The sequence below is a fragment of the Microbacterium sp. PA5 genome (assembly GCF_049860775.1).
Lineage (GTDB): Bacteria > Actinomycetota > Actinomycetes > Actinomycetales > Microbacteriaceae > Microbacterium.
This window is the reverse complement of the sequence record NZ_CP187567.1, coordinates 423,964-442,259: the sequence shown is the minus strand read 5'-3', so window position 1 is coordinate 442,259 and position 18,296 is coordinate 423,964. Positions and strand designations below refer to the sequence as shown.

Below are 18,296 nucleotides of genomic sequence, written 5' to 3'. Positions count from 1 at the left end.
GGTGTCCGCCGTCGGCGCACCCACGACGACCCGACATCAGGGAGGCTCCATGCCTGCGAACATCTCCGCGGTCACCCTCGACCGCATCTCCTTCATCTGGCCCGACGGCACCACCGCGCTGAGCGAGGTGTCCGGGGCCTTCGGCTCGGGACGCACCGGGCTCGTCGGCCGCAACGGCGCCGGCAAGTCCACGCTCCTCTCGCTCATCGCCGGGGAGCGCACGCCGACGTCCGGCCAGCTCACCGTGTCGGGCGCGGTCGACCGGCTGCCGCAGCAGCTGACCCTCGACGTGGAGCGCCCGGTCGCCGACCTGCTCGGCGTCGGCGACGCGCTGCGCGCCGTCCGCGCGATCGAACAGGGCGACGTCGATCCCGCGCATTTCGACGCGGTCGGGGACGACTGGGACGTCGAGGCCCGCGCCACGGCCGCCCTCGCCGAGGCGGGACTGCCCGGCGGGGCCCTGGACCGGCGCATCGGCGCGCTCTCGGGAGGCGAGGCGGTGCTCGCCGCGCTCGTCGGGGTGCGTCTGCGCGGCGCGCCGATCGCCCTGCTGGACGAGCCGACGAACAATCTCGACCGCGATGCGCGCGCCCGGGTTCACGACCTCGTGCGCGCCTGGCGCGGCACGCTCATCGTCGTGAGTCACGACAGCCGACTGCTCGACCTCATGGACGAGACCGCGGAGCTGTACGCCGGCGGCCTGTCGGTCTACGGCGGCCCGTTCACCGCGTGGCGCGAGGCCCTGGAGGTCGAGCAGGCGGCGGCGCGCCAGGCGGAGTCGGCGGCGCGCCAGGCCGTGCGTCGTGAGAAGCGCGACCGTATCGAGGCCGAGACGAAGATCGCGCATCGGCAGGCCGTCGGCCGCAAGGCGCAGGTGGAGAAGCGCGTGCCGGGCATCATCGCCGCGGCGCGGAAGCGATCGGCGCAGGTGTCGGCCGGCAAGCTCCGGACCGAGGCGGCCGATCGCGTCGCCACGGCCCGCGCCGACCTCGACGCGGCCGGGCGGCGCGTGCGCGACGACGAGTCGGTCCACATCGACCTGCCCGATCCGGGCGTCGCGGCGGGTCGCCGGATCGCGATGGTCGGCGACGCCGAGCGGGCGTGGGTGGTGCAAGGTCCCGAGCGGGTCGCGCTGGTCGGCCCCAACGGCGCGGGCAAGACGACGCTCGTCGAGCGCCTCGTCGGCGCTGGCGGGGCGGCGATGCCCGACCTGCACGCAGAGGCCTACACCGACCGGATCGGCTACCTGTCTCAGCGCGTGGACGGTCTCGACGACGACGCCTCGGTGATGGAGAACCTCCGCACCCCGGGGATCGGCGACGTCGAGCTGCGCAATCGGCTGGCGCGGTTCCTCCTCCGCGGCGACGCGGTGCTCCGGCCGGTGTCGGCGCTCTCGGGCGGCGAGCGCTTCCGCGCAGCGCTGGCACGACTGATGCTCGCCGACCCGCCGCCGCAGCTCCTCGTGCTCGACGAGCCGACCAACAACCTCGACCTCGAGACGGTCGATCAGCTGGTCGACGCCCTCGCGGGCTATCGCGGGGCGGTGCTCGTCGTCAGCCATGACGACGCGTTCCTGGAGCGGATCGGGCCGGATCTCGTGCTCGAGCTGCGGGACGGGATGCTCTCCGAGCGCATATTCACCGAGACCGCATACCGATGACGGCATGAGACGTCCCTATGATCGAGCCTAACCACCTGTTCTCGGAAGGAATCGATGATGACGCAGCCGAGCCCCGCGCCCTCCCCTCGCCGCCCTTGGGTGCCGTGGGCGGTGGCAGGTGGGGCGGTCGCCGTCGCGGTGGTGGCAGCGGTCGTCGTCGTCCCGTTGCTCGCGCCGGCCTCCGCACCGTCACCCACCCCGACGCAGACCGACGCCGTCGGCCCGTCGCCCAGCGCGACGTCGACCCCCACGCCGACGCCCACCGCCACGTGCACGGTCACCACGCCGTCGGTCGCCTGGTTCGACGTGAGGGAGCTCGCGCTTCCCGCCGACGGGGAGTTCACTGCAGACCGTGTGCAGCGGATCCGGGGGGCGGACGAGTTCGACTTCCTGGATTCGACCGGCTTCCTCATCGATGACGACCGCTTCGGCATCATCACCTTCCACGAATCCTCCTCGGTCTCCGTCCTGACGGTCGCCGAGCGCGACGGAGAAGTGCTCTGGACCCGCGAGATCGAGGGCTCCCTCGCGCCGGTCTCGTCGCCGGCGCTGACGGGGGCCGCCGACCGGATCGTCGTCAGCGTTGCCGTCGACACCGATTGGGTCATGCGATCACTCGATCTCGCCACGGGTGAGACGCTCGCCGAGCGGCCCTTCGGCGAGCATTTCGCGGTCTTCGCCAAGGCCTCGCGCGCGAGTTCGGCCGCGGTGGCCCCCGCATCCGCCGATGCGTTCTACGTGAGCGACCGCGAGACGCTGTCGCGTGTGAACGCCGACACGCTGGAGACGGAATGGAGCGCGAGCGGCTCCGATTTCGGGGTCGACGAGTTCGAGGGCGGCGTGCCGTTCTGGGTGACGGAGGACGTCGTCTTCGTCGGCAGCCATGCCCTCGATGCGCAGACCGGTGAGTCCCTGGGGTGGGAGTCGGCCGGCGCGGTGTTCCTCGCCGGCGGAGCGACCCTGCAGACGATGGTGATGTACGACCACGTCGGCCCGTACGACCTCTCCGGCCTCGACACGGCGACCGGAGAGACGTGCTGGTCGCGGGAGATCATCAGCATGGCGGGAACCGCCGACACACTGTGGGTGCTCACGACGGACGGAGCCGTCGAGCGGATCGACCCGGCCACGGGTGCCACGGAGGAGACTCTCGCCCAGACGTCGGCCGACACGCTCCACACGGCCGGACGCTTCCTCGTCGCGTACGACGGCGACGAGGAGGACTACTCGGCACCGGTGACCGCCACCGTGTTCGATGGTTCGACGCAGGTCGGCGAACTGACGCTGTCGTCGGGCGCCGAGCTCTACGGATCCGGCGACCAGCTCGTCGTCTACGAGAGGGGGACGAGCACGACCCCCGCGTCCCTCACCGCGTACGACCTTCCCTCGACCGATCGGGTCTGGCGGGCGAAGCTCGAGGATGCGTATCCCGACGCCGCGGCCGGCGGCCTCCTCCAGCACCGCGAGACCAGCGACGGCGACGTCAGCATCATCGACGTCTACCTGCTGCACGGAACCGGAGAACGGGCACGGTGACGGAAGAGCGGTCGGAGCGGACGGCGACGGGCCGAGGGTGGCTGTGGGGCGGGATCGGCGCGCTGGCAGCCGTCGTCGCGGGAACGGCGATCGTCCTGTCGATGGTGAACACACCGGCCGCCGTGCCCGCACCGTCGCCGACGTCGGAGCTCGCAGGCCCGACCCCGACCGGCTCGCCGACCACCCCACCGGTCTGCGACGCGTCGGCGGCGGGAGATCTCCGCTGGGTCGACAACGACGTCATCGCCGCGCCGGCCGACGGCGACATCACGGCGACGCCCATCGTGGAGCTCACCGGAGTGGGCGCGGGAGCGGAGTCCCGCGCGTTCGCGATCGATGAGGACCTCTTCGGCGTGATCGTGCAGACCGGCGACAGCGACACGCTCTCGTCGATCAGCGTGGTCGACCGGGAGTCGGGAGCCGTCGCGTGGACGACCGAGGTCGCCGGCGCTGCCGACATCGTCTCGACACCGCAGTCCACGGGGGTCGAGGGCATCCTCGTCTTCACGGTCTGGAACGGCGGCGAGACTCGCCTGCTCTCGCTGGACCTGTCCGACGGCACCCTGCGGACCGAGCGCCCGACCGCGGCGGCGCACAGCGGGCTGCCGAACCGGGAGGGTTCGGCAGATATCGCTCGGCCGGGTGCCACGTCCTTCTTCACCACGGACCGCGAGACCCTCCACCTCATCGACGCATCGACGCTCGAGGACGTGTGGACGGCGTCCGGCGACGAGTACGACGTGGGCGACTTCGAGGGGGGTGTCCCCTTCTTCGTCGCCGGCGATGTGGCGTTCGTCGGATCGCACGCGCTCGATGCCGCGACGGGCGAGCCACTCGGGTGGGAGTCGGCGGGCGGCTGGGTGTTCCCCGGCAGCGGTGCGACCCTCCAGCTGCCGCTCTCGGACGGCCCCGACCTGCTCGCCCTCTCGGGACTCGACACCACCTCGGGGCAGAGCTGCTGGTCACGCGACGTCTGGTCGGTGGCCGCCTGGGAGGACGCCGTCTGGATCATCACGGCGGAGCGCGCGGTGGAGGAGATCGATCCTCTGACGGGAAAGACGCGGGATGTCATCGTCGAGGAGACATCCGCCGACGCGTGGCTGACGGTCGCGGGTGGGCGCCTCGTCCTCGTCGAGAATTCGGACGAGGCGGCCCGCAACCGGGTATTCGAGGGCGGCGAGGAGGCGGGACTGATGACGCATGACGACGCGCTCAGCGCATCGGGTCAGGTTCTCTCGATCAGTGAGAGAGGAGCGGTGACCGCTCGCGGCCTCGACGGCGCCGAGGCCTGGCGCTTCGACGATCCGCTGGAGACCTGGTTCGCGGCGGGAGTCATGCTGGGCAGCGATTCGGACGCCGATCGGGGCTCGTTCGAGGTCTCTCTCTACCACTGACATCCGTCCGCGCAAGGGCTGGCGCCGATGTCGGCGGTCCGCGCGAAGATGTACTGATGGCCGAGGTGCTGGCGAGGTTCGGTCCTGCGACGCAGGACTGGTTCCGGAGCGCCTTCGCGCGGCCGACCGATGCCCAGATCGGCGCCTGGGAGACGACCTCTGCGGGAAAGCACGCGCTCGTGGTGGCGCCGACGGGATCGGGCAAGACGCTGTCGGCGTTCCTGTGGTCGATCGACCGCCTCTTCCACGACAAGCAGGAGGTCGCCGCACGGTCGAAGGGCTCGCGCGAGCCGAAGGCGCGCGCGAAAGAGGATCGCTCGACGCGGACGCGCGTGCTCTACATCTCACCGCTCAAGGCCCTGGGCGTCGACGTCGAGCGGAACCTCCGGTCGCCCCTGGTCGGGATCGGGCAGTCGGCGCGGCGGCTGGGCATCGCCGTGCCCGAGATCACCGTCGGCGTGCGCTCCGGCGACACCACGTCGGCCGACCGCCGCAAGCTCGTGTCGGACCCGCCCGACATCCTCATCACGACGCCCGAATCGCTCTACCTCATGCTCACCTCGCAGGCGGGCCAGACGCTCAAGAGCGTGCACACGGTCATCATCGACGAGGTGCACGCCGTCGCCGCCACCAAGCGCGGCGCCCACCTGGCGGTGAGCCTGGAGCGGCTCGACGCGCTGCGGCGCGAGGACGACGAGACGGTGCCCCCGGCGCAGCGGATCGGCCTGTCGGCGACCGTGCGGCCGATCGACGAGGTCGCCCGCTTCCTGGGCGGCTCGGCCCCCGTCGAGATCGTGGCGCCGAAGGCGAGCAAGGCGTTCGACCTGTCGGTCGTCGTGCCGATGGACGACATGCTCAACCCCCCGCCCCCGCCCGGAAGCGACGAGCCGGCCGCCTCCGAGCCGGCGACGGGTGCGGACCGGGCGGACGACGGCGGCGCGGAGGACGACGCGCCCGCCTGGTACGAGACGGCACCCGGCCCGAGTGGAGCCCGCGGGACCGACCGTGGTGCGCCCGAGGTGACCGGCTCCGTCTGGCCGCACGTCGAGGAGGCGATCGTGGATCGCATCCTCCAGCATCGATCGACGATCGTCTTCGCCAACTCACGGCGTCTCGCGGAGCGCCTCACCGGCCGTCTCAACGAGATCTACGCCGAGCGCCAGGGGCTGAGCGTCCCGGACCCGGCCGTGCCTGCGGCGATGATGGCGCAGGCCGGCATCTCCGCCGGCGCCGACCCCGTGCTCGCCAAGGCCCACCACGGCTCGGTGTCCAAGGAGCAGCGTGCGCAGGTCGAGGACGAGCTGAAGTCGGGCCGGCTGCGCTGCGTCGTCGCGACCAGCAGCCTCGAGCTCGGCATCGACATGGGCGCCGTCGACCTCGTGATCCAGGTCGAGGCCCCGCCCTCGGCCGCCTCCGGACTGCAGCGGGTGGGTCGCGCCGGGCACCAGGTGGGCGAGGTGAGCCGCGCCGCGCTCTTCCCGAAGCACCGCGGCGACGTGCTGCACACCGCGGTGGTCACCGAACGCATGCTCGCCGGGCAGATCGAGGCGATCTCCGTGCCGCAGAACCCGCTCGACATCCTCGCGCAGCAGACCGTGGCGGCATGCGCGACGGGTCCCGTCGACGTCGAGGGCTGGTACGAGACCGTCAAGCGCTCCGCCCCGTTCCGCACGCTCCCACGCTCCGCCTACGAGGCGACGCTCGACCTCCTCTCCGGCCGCTTCCCCTCCGACGAGTTCGCCGAGCTGCGTCCCCGCGTCGTCTGGGATCGCGATCACGGGCTTCTGACCGGGCGTCCGGGCGCGCAGCGGATCGCCGTCACCAGCGGCGGGACGATCCCCGACCGCGGCCTGTTCGGCGTCTTCGTCGCCGGCGAGACGCGCAACGCCCGCGTCGGCGAGCTCGACGAGGAGATGGTCTACGAGTCGCGCGTGGGCGACGTGTTCACCCTGGGCACGACGAGCTGGCGGATCGCCGAGATCACTCATGATCGCGTCAACGTGCTCCCCGCTTTCGGACAGCCGGGAAAGCTGCCCTTCTGGCACGGCGACGGGCTCGGGCGCCCTGCGGAACTCGGCGAGGCGCTCGGGAAGTTCTCGCGCGAGGTCGCTGCGGCAACTCCCGAGAAGGCGACCGAGCGCCTCCGGGAATCGGGACTCGACGACAACGCGATCGGCAACCTCCTGGCCTATCTGACGGAGCAGCGCGAGGCGACCGGCACCCTCCCGACCGACAAGACGCTGACCGTCGAGCGATCTCGCGACGAGGTCGGCGACTGGCGGATCATCCTGCATTCCCCGTACGGCATGCACGTGCACGCGCCGTGGGCCCTGGCCGTGAACGCGCGCATCCGGGAGCGGCTGGGCGTGGAGGGCTCGGCCGTCGCGAGCGACGACGGGATCATCGCGCGCGTCCCCGACACCGAGTCCGAGCCGCCCGACGCGGAGCTGTTCGTGTTCGACGCCGACGAGCTCGAGCAGATCGTCACCGACGAGGTCGGCGGATCGGCGCTGTTCGCCTCGCGGTTCCGGGAGTGCGCGGCACGGGCGCTGCTGCTCCCGCGACTGAACCCTAACCGGCGCTCCCCGCTGTGGCAGCAGCGCCAGAAGTCCGCGCAGCTGCTCGAGGTGGCGAAGAACCATCCGACCTTCCCCATCATCCTCGAGACGCTGCGGGAGGTGCTGCAGGACGTCTACGACCTGCCGGCCCTCCTTCGGATCGCTCGGTCGATCGGCGACCGTCGCATCCGGCTCGTCGAGACCACGACCTCGCAGCCCTCTCCCTACGCGCGCGATCTGCTCTTCGGCTACGTCGGCGCCTTCATGTACGAGGGCGACTCACCGCTGGCCGAACGCCGGGCCGCGGCGCTCTCGGTCGACCCCGCGCTGCTGAGCGAGCTGCTCGGCAAGGTCGAGATGCGGGAGCTCCTCGACCCCGGGATCATCGCCCGGTTCGAGCGGGAGGTGCAGCGCCTCGACCCGACCCGTCGCGTCCGCGGCCTCGAGGGCGTCGCCGACCTGCTGCGCCTGCTCGGTCCGCTCGACGCCGAGGAGGTGGCGCTGCGGCTGGAGCCCGCCGAGCCGACGACCGAGGCCGCGACCCCGGACGCCGACGAGGCGGCGCACGCCACCGTCGCGGAGGCCGCCTCCCACCTCGACGCGCTCATCGACGCGCGACGCGCGATCCGCGTCACCCTGGCCGGAGTGGACCGCGTCGCGGCGATCGAGGATGCCGGACGCCTCCGCGACGCGCTCGGCGCCGCGCTGCCGGTCGGCATCCCCACAGCCTTCCTCGAGCCCGTCGTCGACCCGCTCGCCGACCTCGTCGCCCGGCACGCCCGCACCCACGGACCGTTCCGCACCTCCGACGTCGCCGTGCGCCTGGGGATCGGCGCGGCGGTCGCACGCCAGACGCTCCAGCGGCTGGAATCCCAGGGGCGCCTGTCGGGCGGGTTCTTCCTGCCCGACCGCGCGGGCGGAGCCGCCACCGCGGATCAGCCCGTCACCGGCGGCGGCGACCTCGAGTGGTGCGACACCGAGGTGCTGCGCCGGCTGCGGCTGCGATCGCTCGCCGCGATCCGCGGCGCCGTGGAGCCCGTCGCCCCCGAGGCCTTCGCGCGCTTCCTCCCCGCCTGGCAGCACCTCTCCGGGGCCGCCGAGGGGCGCGGGCTCGAGGGCGTCGACGGCGTCCTGGCCGTGATCGAGCAGCTCGCGGGCGTCCCCCTCCCGGCGAGCGCCTGGGAGTCGTTGATCCTTCCGAGCCGCGTCGTGGACTACACACCCGGCATGCTCGACGAGCTCACCTCGACCGGCGAGGTGATCTGGTCCGGCCACGGATCACTGCCCGGCCGTGACGGCTGGATCGCGCTCCACCCGGTCGACACCGCGTCCCTCACCCTGCGCCCCGCCGACGCGCAGGAGGAAAGCCCCCTCGAGCAGCGGCTGCTGGCGGCCCTGGCCGGCGGCGGCGCCTTCTTCGCCGGGCAGCTCGTCCCGCTCGTCGGAGCGGAGAACGAGCAGTCCGTGGTCGAGGCGCTGTGGAACCTCGCGTGGACCTCGCGGATCACGAACGACACGTTCGCGCCGATCCGGATGCTGCTCGGCGGCGGCTCGCAGGCGCACCGCACCGTGCGGCGCACGCCGCGGGCGCGCCTGTTCCGGGGCACGCCGATCGCGCGCCCGCAGACGGCGCCGCAGCGCCCGCCCCTCGTCGGAGGGCGCTGGTCGCTGCTCCCGGCGCCCGAGGCGGATCCCGCGCTGCGGACGGCCGCCTCCGCGAGCCTGCTTCTCGAACGGTACGGCGTGGTCACCCGCGGGTCCGTGCAGGCCGAGGAGCTGCCGGGCGGATTCGCGCAGGCCTATCGGACCCTCGCAGGCTTCGAGGATGCCGGGCACTGCCGCCGCGGCTACTTCATCGAGAAGCTCGGCGCCGCGCAGTTCGCGACGTCGGCCACGGTGGACCGCCTGCGCACGTTCACCGGTCCCGACCCCGGAGACGGAAGCCCGCGACTGCACGCGATCGCCCTCGCCGCGACCGATCCCGCCAATCCGTACGGTGCGGCGCTCGGCTGGCCCGCCCAGGACGGCGGGCACCGTCCGGGACGCAAGGCGGGTGCCCTGGTGGTACTGGTCGACGGCGCGCTCGTGATCTACCTGGAACGCGGCGGACGATCGGCGCTCGTGTACAGCGACGACGACCAGGTGCTCGCGGCGGCTGCACGCAGCCTGGTCGACACCGCACGGGGGCGCCGGCTCGACACCCTCACGATCGAGCAGGTGGGCGGCGCCTTCGTCTACGGCACCCCCGCCGGCCGCGCGCTGCTCGACGCGGGCTTCGTGGAGTCGGCCCGCGGACTCACCCTGCGACGGGCCCGGTGAGGGCCGAGGTGACCAGTGCCCGAGGGTGACACCGTCTTCCGCACGGCGCGGCGGCTCCACGAGGCGCTCGCGGGCGGGATCGCGACCCGCTTCGACATCCGGGTGCCCGGCAGTGCCACGGCCGACCTCACCGGCGAGCGGGTGCGCGAGGTGGTGCCGCGCGGCAAGCACCTGCTGCTCCGCGTCGGCGGGTTCACCCTGCACTCGCACCTGAAGATGGAGGGCCGGTGGGACGTGTACCGTCCGGGCCAGCGCTGGCGCGCCCCGGCCTTCCGGGCGCGCGCGATCGTCGGGACGGCAGCGGCAGAGGCGGTCGGGTTCGACCTCGCGATGGTGGAGGTCCTCCCGACAGCCGACGAGGGCCGCGTCGTCGGGCATCTCGGTCCCGACCCGCTGTCGCCCTCATGGGATGCCGCCGAGGCCGCGCGGCGCCTGTCGGGCGACGACCGCGCCGTGCACGTGGCGCTCCTCGATCAGCGCAACGTCGCGGGGTTCGGCAACGAATACGCGAACGAGCTGCTGTTCGTCCGCGGCATCCTGCCGACCCGGCCCGCCACCGACGTCGACGTCGCGGGCCTGCTCGACACCGGTGCGCGGATGATCCGGCTCAACCGGGACCGTCACGGCCGCACGTTCACCGGCGACTCCCGTCCCGGGCAGCAGGACTGGGTCTACCGGCGCGAGGGCAAGCCGTGCCGGCGCTGCGGCACGCTCATCCGGAAGACCGAGCTCGGAGCCGACCCCACCGAGGAGCGCATCGTCTTCTGGTGCCCGCGCTGCCAGGTGTGACGTCTGCGGCCCTCAATGCCCGAGGTAGCGGCCGGGGCGATGGTTCAGGGCGAGCACGAGGTTCAGCAGCACGGCGCCGGCGGCGCTCATCAGCACGTTGGGCCACGGCACGACCAGGAGGGCCGCGACGATGACGAGCACGTCGAACACCATGAGCGTCCACCCGGCGCGGATGCCGGTGCGCTCCTGCAGCAGCAGGGCGATGATGTGCACGCCGCCGACGCTGGATCGATGGCGGAAGAGGATCAGCACCCCGACGCCCGCCAGCAGGTTCCCCGCGAGGGTGCCGTAGACGGCGTCGATGTCGCCGACGGGGAGGTACGTCTGGTGCACGATCGCGAAACCCGACACCAGGGCGATCGACACGATGGTGCGGATCGTGAAATCCCAGCCCTTCTTCCACACCGCGAGCACGGCGAACGGCACGTTGATGACCGCGAACAGCAGCCAGAACGGCCACGGCGTGGCGTAGCCGAGCAGCAGGGAGAGACCCGCGGTGCCGCCGGTGACCGCGTGCGCCGCGTGGAGCAGGTGGAGGCCGAGCGAGGCGGCGAACGTCCCGGTGAGGATGCCGAGGACGTCCTCGAGGACGCTGTGCTCGGTGGCCTTGTCGTCGAAGACCAGGGAGGGCCCCGTCGTCGGGTCGGGCTCCTCCGCGGGGGTGCGATCGGGGGTGGTCACGGCACCCATCCTCGCATCCGGGTCGCGCCCGGCATCCACGGTCCGCGCCGCCCTGCTCTCATAGGCCTCGCCTAGACCGGCCACACGGGCCGCATGAGGCGGGCCGCGACACTGACCGACATGAAGACGCGACTGAAGCAGGGACTGATCGCCGGCGGCGTCGTCGTAGCACTGACGGCGACGGGCGGCGCCGTCTGGGCGCTCGACCGGTTCGTCGTGCCGCACGTCGTGGTCGAGGACGTCGCCGCCTACGAGGCCGCCCAGTCCGGCGCGACGACGACCACCGACGAGGCGGCAGACGACGGGGCGGAGCCGGTGATCACCGACACGACCTTCACCTCGGACGACGCCGCGGTGGAGATCACCACCGTCACCGAGGGCGCCGGCGACGACACCGTGACGTATCACGTGGCCGACATCGAGCTGAGTGACGCGACCGTGCTGCGGAGCGCCTTCGCGAAGAACCAGTTCGGCGAGAACATCACCGATCTCGTGTCGACCATCGCCGAGGACAACGGCGCGGTGTTCGCCGTCAACGGCGACTACTACGGCTTCCGCGACAGCGGCATCGTCATCCGCAACGGCGTGGTGTACCGCGACCAGGGGGCCCGCGAGGGGCTCGTCTTCTACGAGGACGGCACGGTCGCCGTGTACGACGAGACGGAGACGACGGCCGCGGAGCTTCTGGCCGACGGCGCGTGGAACACGCTCAGCTTCGGTCCCGCCGTGGTGGAGGACGGGGTGGCGGTCGACGGCATCGACGAGGTCGAGATCGACACGAACTTCGGCAACCACTCGATCCAGGGCGAGCAGCCGAGGACCGCGATCGGGGTCGTCGACGAGAACCACCTCGTGATCGTGGTCGTCGACGGCCGCGACACCGGGTACAGCCGGGGCGTCACGATGACCGAGCTCGCCCGGATCATGGTCTCGCTGGGGGCGACGACGGCGTACAACCTCGACGGCGGCGGCTCCAGCGAGATGTGGTTCGACGGAGAGGTCGTCAACCAGCCCTCCAACGGCGGCGAGCGCGCCACGAGCGACATCCTCTACCTGGCGGGGTGACCGGCGTGCACGTGATCCTGATCCCCGCCTTCGAGCCCGACGGGCGCCTGGTCGAGCTCGTCCGTGTTCTGAGGGATGGGCCGGAGCGCACGCCGGTGCTGATCGTCGACGACGGGTCGGGCGCCTTCTACAGGGACGTCTTCGCCGCGGCGGAGACCGCCGGAGCGGTCGTGGTGGCCCACCCCCGCAACCGCGGCAAAGGTGCGGCGCTGCGCACAGGGTTCGCGGAGATCGCCCGCCGGTGGCCGGCGGCGCCGGTCGTCACGGCCGATGCGGACGGCCAGCACACGCCCGAGGACATCCGCCGGGTCGCCGTCGCCCTCCGTCGCGCGAGCGGCGCGACGCCGACGATCGTGCTCGGCGCGCGGAGCTTCACCGGCGCGGGCGGCGGTGCGGTGCCGATGCGCAGCCGTGTCGGGAACGTCATCACCCGCGGCCTGTTCCGTCTCGCGACCGGGCAGCGCCTGACCGACACCCAGACGGGACTGCGCGGCTACCCCCCTCCGGTGCTGCCGTGGCTGCAGCGGCTGCGCGGCGACCGGTTCGAGTACGAGTTCGCGATGCTGCTGCGGGCCCGCGAGACGGGCATCGCCCTGGCCGAGGTGCCGATCGCGACGGTGTACCTCGACGGCAACGCGTCGAGCCACTTCCGCCCCCTGTCGGACTCGGTGCGCGTCTCCGCGCCGCTGCTGCGGTTCACGGCGTCGGCGCTGCTCGCCTTCGCCGTCGACACGCTCGCGCTGCTCCTCCTCCACACGCTCACCGGCTGGCTGCTCTTCTCGGTCGTCGCCGCGCGGGTGATCAGCGCGAGCCTCAACTTCGCGGTCAACCGCTCGCTCGTCTTCGGGGCAGCTCGCACGGTGCCGCTGCGGACGGCCGCCGCACGGTACTTCTCGCTCGCGGGCCTGCTCCTGACGGCCAGCTACGGCCTGCTCACCGCCCTGTCGGACCTCGGTCTCCCCCTGCCGGCGGCCAAGCTCGTGACCGATGCGACGCTGTTCGTCGTGAGCTTCGCCGTGCAGCGCGCGGTGGTGTTCGCACCGGCCCGATCCCCGGCGGAGCGATCGCCGGCTCCGATGCCCGTCTGGGAATGAACATGCCGCTGCATGCGTTGTCTTCACTGTCAGGAGGACCAGTGGGCAAGAACTACGTCGACATCGAGAACGACCGGGGCGAGACGCTGCGCTACCGCAAGCACGTCAACGGTCGGGGCCTCATCGCGAACGGGGCCAAGGTACACGCCAGCGCGCTCGTCGAAGCCGGCGCGTATGTCGAACCCGGAGCACAGATCGCGGCAGGCGCGCACATCGGACGCGGCGCCTGGATCGAACCGGATGCGGTGATCGGTCCGGAGGTCGAGATCGCGCCGCACGCGCACATCGGACCGGGAGCGGCGATCGGGCCGCGCGCCAAGATCGGCGTCCGCGCCTTCGTGGGTGCGAACGCCCGCGTGGCCGGCGGGTCGCTCATCGGCGACGACGAGTCGATCGGCGACGGCGAGGCCGTGGCCACCGACCGGCGCGGGCTGCACCTGGCGGCCTGAGACCGTCCCCACGTCCGTGCCCTCGCCTAGGGTGAGGGCGTGAGACGCGCGACGACCGGACGACGTCGCGCGCGTCTCGTCGTGGCGGTGATCGCCGCGCTCATCGTGGCGGCGGCGGTGGTGATCGCCGTCTGGGTCGGAGCGGGGGTCGTTCCGACCTTGCCGGGGAGCGAGGGCAGGTCGTACTCGCCCGCTTCGGAGGTACCGGAACGTCCGAGCGACGCCTTCGCGCTCACCGTCGACCATGTCGTCGACGGCGACACCCTGCGCGCGACGGTGGTCGTGCCGAACGAGGTCGTGACGACGCGGGAGCAGATCCGCATCCGCCTCATCGGCATCGACACCCCGGAAGTCACGCCGCCCGTGGAGTGCGGGGCCGACGCGGCGACCGCCCATCTGCGGGAGCTGCTCCCCGAGGGCGCGCGCGTCTGGGCCTCGGTGGACCGGGACTCATCGGACCGGTACGAGCGCCGCCTCTTCTACCTGTGGACCGACGACGGCATCTTCGCGAACCTCGACCTCGTCGCCGCCGGTCACGCCGAGGCGATGCCGGTGCGACCGAACCTGCGTCACGCCGACCTGTTCGCCGCCGCGGAGGAGCAAGCACGCGCGTCAGGTCGCGGCCGCTGGGGTTCCTGCTGACGCGCCCCCGGGTGTGCTCATCGCCGAGCCGACAACATTCATGCGAGCCGACACGATCCCGACGCGATAAATCGTGTCGGTTCGGCAGAAGCTTGTCGGCTCGGCGAAGAGGGCAGGGGGTCAGGCGAAGAGGAAGAGGACGAAGCCGAGCAGGGGCAGCGTTCCCTGGATGAGCGCCGGCCGCAGGTACTTCGCGCCCGAGGTCACCAGCACGAGCGCGGCGGCGAGCATCGAGCCGAGGTTGAACAGCACGAGCGTGCGTCCGGCGACCCCTGCGGCCGTGGCGGGGTCGCCCGCCCAGAACAGCGCGAGCCCGATGATCACGCCGATCGCCAGGAACAGGTTGTAGAAGCCCTGGTTGTAGGCCATCGGCTTGGTGGTGTCGGCGGCGGCCTGATCGGCGACGCCGAAGCGGCGCCACACCTTCGGCTGGCTCCACTGGATGCTCTCCATCACGAAGATGTAGACGTGGAGGAGAGCGGCCAGCGCGGCCGCGATCGTCGCGATGATCGGCACCATGTCCTGACGATAGCGCGACTACGCTGACTGCATGGCTGCGGGACGGGGATCGAAGGGCGCGCGGCGACCGTCGTCTCCGTCGCGGAAGGCCGCGAAGGGCACGACCCCCCGCACGCAGCGCGGCGCGAAGACCCCGCCCAGCAAGAAGTCCGCACCGGCCGCCCGCGCCGCTGCGCCGTCGGCTGCCGCCGACCCCACCGAACCCGCCGGACCTTTCCGGCTCGGCGCGGTCGCCGGGACGACGCCCGGCAAGTGGATCGACATCTGGCAGGAGCGGATGCCGCGCACGCCGCTGGAGCTGATCCCCGTCGCCGTGGCCGACCAACGTGGCGCCCTGGACGACGGCGCGGTCGACGCTGCGCTGGTGCGCCTGCCGATCGAGCGCGACGGGCTCCACGTGATCGCTCTCTACGAGGAGATCCCCGTCGTGGTGTGCGCCGCGGACTCGCATCTGACCGCGGCCGAGGAGCTCACCGCGGCGGACCTGGTCGGCGAGGTGGCGATCACCCCCCGCGACGACGTGCTCGGGCTGGAGCTGCCGGGCGTCGTGGCGCCGCGCTTCGCCGCCCCCGAGACCACCGAGGAGGCGATCGCCACCGTCGCCGCCGGCGTCGGGGTGGTCATCGTCCCGATGTCGCTGGCGCGGCTGCACCACCGCAAGGACGTCGACTTCCGGCCGCTCACAGGCGGTCCGCTGTCGGGTGTCGCCCTCGCGTGGCCGTCGGGCGACCCGTCCGAGCTCGTCGACGTCTTCGTCGGCATCGTCCGCGGGCGCACCGCGAACTCCTCGCGCGGCTGACCCCCAGCGAGCGCGCGACGCCGAGCGCGCACGACGAGGGGCCGGCGGTGCCCCCCGACCCCGCCGGCCCGAAGACCGATTCCCCCAAAGATCCCGTCCGGCCTTCATGAACGACCTGCTGATCCCCCGCGGGGACGACGATCGCATCCCCATGCGGGCGTCACCAGGTCGTTCATTGATCAGGAGCGGCCTGCAGGCATCCTGATACACGCGCCGCGAAGATTTCTTCCGGTGGCCCGGAAGTCCCGTCGGATCGGGAGTTCGGGGACGTGTCGATCAGAGTCCGGCGCCGTGGCACTGGAAGGGGGCGACGACGCCGGTGCGGGTCTGGGCCGTGGCCAGCGCGACGGCGGGCGCAGCGCCCGCAGCGAGTTCGACGTGCAGGGCTCCCAGCAGTTCGCAGGCGTCGTCGTCCGCGACCACCACCGGAGCGGCGATCACGCAGCCGACGCCGGCGTGCAGCCACGCCCGCGTCATGCCGACCGCTTCCTCGCCCCAGCGCACCGACGAGCGACCCACCTCGCAGGCCGACAGGATGACGGTCCGCGGCACCGGTCGCACCTGGTCGACGTCGTAGCCGAACAGCACGCCGTCGGCGAGCTCGAGACCGGAGAAGAGGGGGTTGTCGGCGGCGTGACGCCCGTGCGCCGCCACGTGGAGGAGATCCACGTCGCGAGCGAGCGCGGTGACCTCGGCGACGGTCACCTCCTCGCCGCGCAGCTGTCGTGCACCCTGCCACGACGCGGCGGCGACGGCGATCTCCTCCTCGCCGCGCGGCACTCGCGGTCCCGCGGCGAATCCCGCACGCCGGGCCGGCACGACCTCGCTGCGCGCCCAGCGCGAGGCCGACGCCGCCAGCGTGAACGGCCGGCCCGCGAGAGCGGGGAGCATGCTCCACGGGACGCCGGCGAGCACCCCGGGGGTCGTGATGACGAGCCGCCGATCTCCGGCGTGACGCAGGGGAACATCGACGAGCGCGCGGGACAGGTCGGCCAGACGTGCGGCGAGCGAGCGACGGATGACGTCGGCCATGGGGCCGGTGCGCACCGAGGCGACCATGTCGAGGTCGGCGCGGAGCCCGGGGATGGCTTCGCGAGCGGCCGCCCAGCCCTCCAGCTCGACGAGAGCCGCGTCACTCGCGGTCACGACCACGCACGACAGGCCGGCGCTCCCGTAGACGTAGGCGAGCGCCGCGGTGTCCTCGTCCAGGCGCGATTGCAGCTGCGTCAGTTCGACGCGCGCCTCGACGTCGGCGGCGCCGGTGCGCGACCACTGGTGCTGGCGGACCCGGTCGCCGAGCGTCACCGCGCGCGGGTCGGACAGCCAGTCCGCGCCGGGGAGGTCGGCGCGGAGCATCCGCAGCTCCGCCAGGTCGGCGGCCACCTCGGGGTCGGGGGGAGGACGCAGCGGCACGACCTGCTGGCTCAGCTGCCGCGCCCGCTCCGACCATTCGAACACCCGGTCGGGTCGCCGTGAGCGCACCGCCGAGTCGATACCTGCCAAGAGGAGTCCCTGCCCGTGCATCGCCACGGAGGTCTGCAGGTCGAGGCTGCCGTAGGCGGAGCGCCACTGGGCCAGCTCGTCCAGGCCGGCGGCCGCTTCGCGCTGCACCGTGGGGATGCGGCCTGCCGCGGCGGCGCGCACCGCCCGCACCTCGTACGCCATGAGCCGCACATCCAGCGACGCCCCGGGCGCCAGCCGCGGCATCCGTCCGGGCTCCCGTCCGCTGCGCGCGCGCCACAGCTCGCGTGTCAGCCGGAGCGCGGCCGCCTCGTTGCGGAAGCCGGCTCCCGCCAGCTCGCGCGCGACCGCGTCGACCTCGGCGTCGTCGACGCGACGCGCGCTGCCGCGGATGCGCCCGGACCGGTCCATCGCACCCCGCGACATCCGCGACCGCAGTCGGATGCCCTCGGCCCGCGCCGCCCACGACGCCGACCCGACGCTGCGGAACCGCCGGGCGGCCGTCCGCGCGACCTGCTCGGCGCGCGCCGGCTCGTGGCGCAGCAGGGAGGAGGCCAGATGGAGTTCGGCCTCGCCGCGCGCCTGCGGCATCCCGTCTGCACCGAATGCGGCCGCGGCCGACTCGAGGAGACGCTCGGCCTCGGTGACGAGCCCGGCGTCGCGCAGGACCTCGGCGCGATCGCTGTCGCAGATGGCCGCGTTCGCGGGCGAGAAGCCGGCCAACACGGGCCGGGCGGCGCTCATCTCGCGCATCGCGCGGACCAGATCGCCGCCGAGGAGAGCCGTGTAGCCGAGGTTGTGCTGCGTCTCGGCGATGTCGGCGGGGCCGCCGTGCTCGCGGTACACGACGAGAGCGTTCTCGAGGTCGGCGGTGCTGGCGGCGAGGTCCCGCCGCTGCATGTGGACGAGGCTGCGGTTCAGCCGGAGGTTGGCCACCGCGATCGGATCGTCGGGGATCGTGTCGATCGCCCGACCGAGCCACTCCAGCCCTTCGTCGAGGCGGCCTTGGTTGACGAGCACGCTCCCGAGCTGTCCCGCGAGCACACCGCGTGTGTGCGGACTGATGCGCGGGTCGGCAAGCGCCTCCCGGCAGGTCCGCTCCCCCGTCTCGGAGTCACCGGTCTGCGTCAGGGAGAACGCGCGGGTGCCGATGATCCGCGCGGCGAGGTCGGGGTCGTCGGCCGCGGCGGCCGCCCGCGCGAGCATGTCGGCGGCGTCGGCGTAGCGCCGCTGCGCGGACAGCTCGCGGCCGCGCGCATACAGCTCTTCTGCCGTGGGGGTCACCCCCACAGCATGCCGTGCCTGCCGCCCTTCGCGCGACGCGCACGCG

The 18,296-nt window shown here is 72.8% G+C and carries 13 protein-coding genes; 10 read left to right on the top strand and 3 right to left on the bottom strand.

The window, feature by feature from the left end:
* The first annotated feature begins 49 nt into the window (after window positions 1-49).
* From ACPWUT_RS02015 to ACPWUT_RS01995, 5 genes are read left to right on the top strand one after another with little or no spacing between them, the layout of a single operon-like run.
* Entirely contained in the window at window positions 50-1,660 is a 1,611-nt protein-coding gene (locus ACPWUT_RS02015) for an ABC-F family ATP-binding cassette domain-containing protein (RefSeq protein WP_425840117.1), read from the top strand.
* Window positions 1,661-1,717: 57 nt separating this feature from the next.
* Window positions 1,718-3,196, top strand: a complete 1,479-nt coding sequence (locus tag ACPWUT_RS02010) for a PQQ-binding-like beta-propeller repeat protein (RefSeq protein ID WP_425840114.1) — start codon at window positions 1,718-1,720, stop codon at window positions 3,194-3,196.
* Complete coding sequence (locus ACPWUT_RS02005; RefSeq protein ID WP_284528759.1) at window positions 3,193-4,590, top strand: hypothetical protein; 1,398 nt, start codon at window positions 3,193-3,195, stop codon at window positions 4,588-4,590. Before ACPWUT_RS02010 ends, ACPWUT_RS02005 begins: the two co-directional genes overlap by 4 nt.
* Window positions 4,591-4,646: 56 nt before the next feature.
* Window positions 4,647-9,467, top strand: coding sequence for an Lhr family ATP-dependent helicase (locus ACPWUT_RS02000; protein WP_425840110.1), 4,821 nt, complete (start codon window positions 4,647-4,649; stop codon window positions 9,465-9,467).
* 15 nt (window positions 9,468-9,482) lie between these two features.
* Entirely contained in the window at window positions 9,483-10,256 is a 774-nt protein-coding gene (locus ACPWUT_RS01995; protein WP_284528757.1) for a DNA-formamidopyrimidine glycosylase family protein, read from the top strand.
* A 12-nt stretch (window positions 10,257-10,268) separates the two neighbouring features.
* On the opposite strand, the gene ACPWUT_RS01990 is transcribed toward ACPWUT_RS01995, so the two are convergent.
* The gene (locus tag ACPWUT_RS01990) at window positions 10,269-10,946 is read right to left on the bottom strand and encodes a YitT family protein (RefSeq protein WP_425840107.1); all 678 of its coding nucleotides are present in this window, start codon (window positions 10,944-10,946) and stop codon (window positions 10,269-10,271) included.
* 111 nt (window positions 10,947-11,057) lie between these two features.
* Between ACPWUT_RS01990 and ACPWUT_RS01985 the strand changes: the two genes are divergently transcribed.
* From ACPWUT_RS01985 to ACPWUT_RS01970, 4 genes are read left to right on the top strand one after another with little or no spacing between them, the layout of a single operon-like run.
* Window positions 11,058-12,002: a phosphodiester glycosidase family protein gene (locus ACPWUT_RS01985; RefSeq protein ID WP_425840104.1), complete on the top strand. Its 945-nt coding sequence runs from the start codon at window positions 11,058-11,060 to the stop codon at window positions 12,000-12,002.
* Window positions 11,999-13,096 (top strand): GtrA family protein, encoded by a 1,098-nt coding sequence (locus ACPWUT_RS01980; protein ID WP_425840101.1) that lies wholly within the window; start codon window positions 11,999-12,001, stop codon window positions 13,094-13,096. Before ACPWUT_RS01985 ends, ACPWUT_RS01980 begins: the two co-directional genes overlap by 4 nt.
* Window positions 13,097-13,137: 41 nt before the next feature.
* Window positions 13,138-13,545: a transferase gene (locus ACPWUT_RS01975; RefSeq protein WP_284528753.1), complete on the top strand. Its 408-nt coding sequence runs from the start codon at window positions 13,138-13,140 to the stop codon at window positions 13,543-13,545.
* A 39-nt stretch (window positions 13,546-13,584) separates the two neighbouring features.
* On the top strand, window positions 13,585-14,187 hold the full coding sequence (locus ACPWUT_RS01970) for a thermonuclease family protein (protein WP_425840098.1): 603 nt from the start codon (window positions 13,585-13,587) through the stop codon (window positions 14,185-14,187).
* A 120-nt stretch (window positions 14,188-14,307) separates the two neighbouring features.
* Here ACPWUT_RS01970 and ACPWUT_RS01965 read toward each other — a convergent pair whose 3' ends face one another.
* On the bottom strand, window positions 14,308-14,706 hold the full coding sequence (locus ACPWUT_RS01965; protein WP_425840095.1) for a DUF1304 domain-containing protein: 399 nt from the start codon (window positions 14,704-14,706) through the stop codon (window positions 14,308-14,310).
* A 31-nt stretch (window positions 14,707-14,737) separates the two neighbouring features.
* Between ACPWUT_RS01965 and ACPWUT_RS01960 the strand changes: the two genes are divergently transcribed.
* Window positions 14,738-15,505, top strand: a complete 768-nt coding sequence (locus ACPWUT_RS01960) for a LysR substrate-binding domain-containing protein (RefSeq protein ID WP_425840092.1) — start codon at window positions 14,738-14,740, stop codon at window positions 15,503-15,505.
* A gap of 276 nt (window positions 15,506-15,781) precedes the next feature.
* Here the strand turns inward: ACPWUT_RS01960 and ACPWUT_RS01955 are convergent, their stop codons facing one another.
* Complete coding sequence (locus ACPWUT_RS01955; RefSeq protein WP_425840089.1) at window positions 15,782-18,250, bottom strand: CHAT domain-containing protein; 2,469 nt, start codon at window positions 18,248-18,250, stop codon at window positions 15,782-15,784.
* Between the last annotated feature and the right edge of the window lie 46 nt (window positions 18,251-18,296).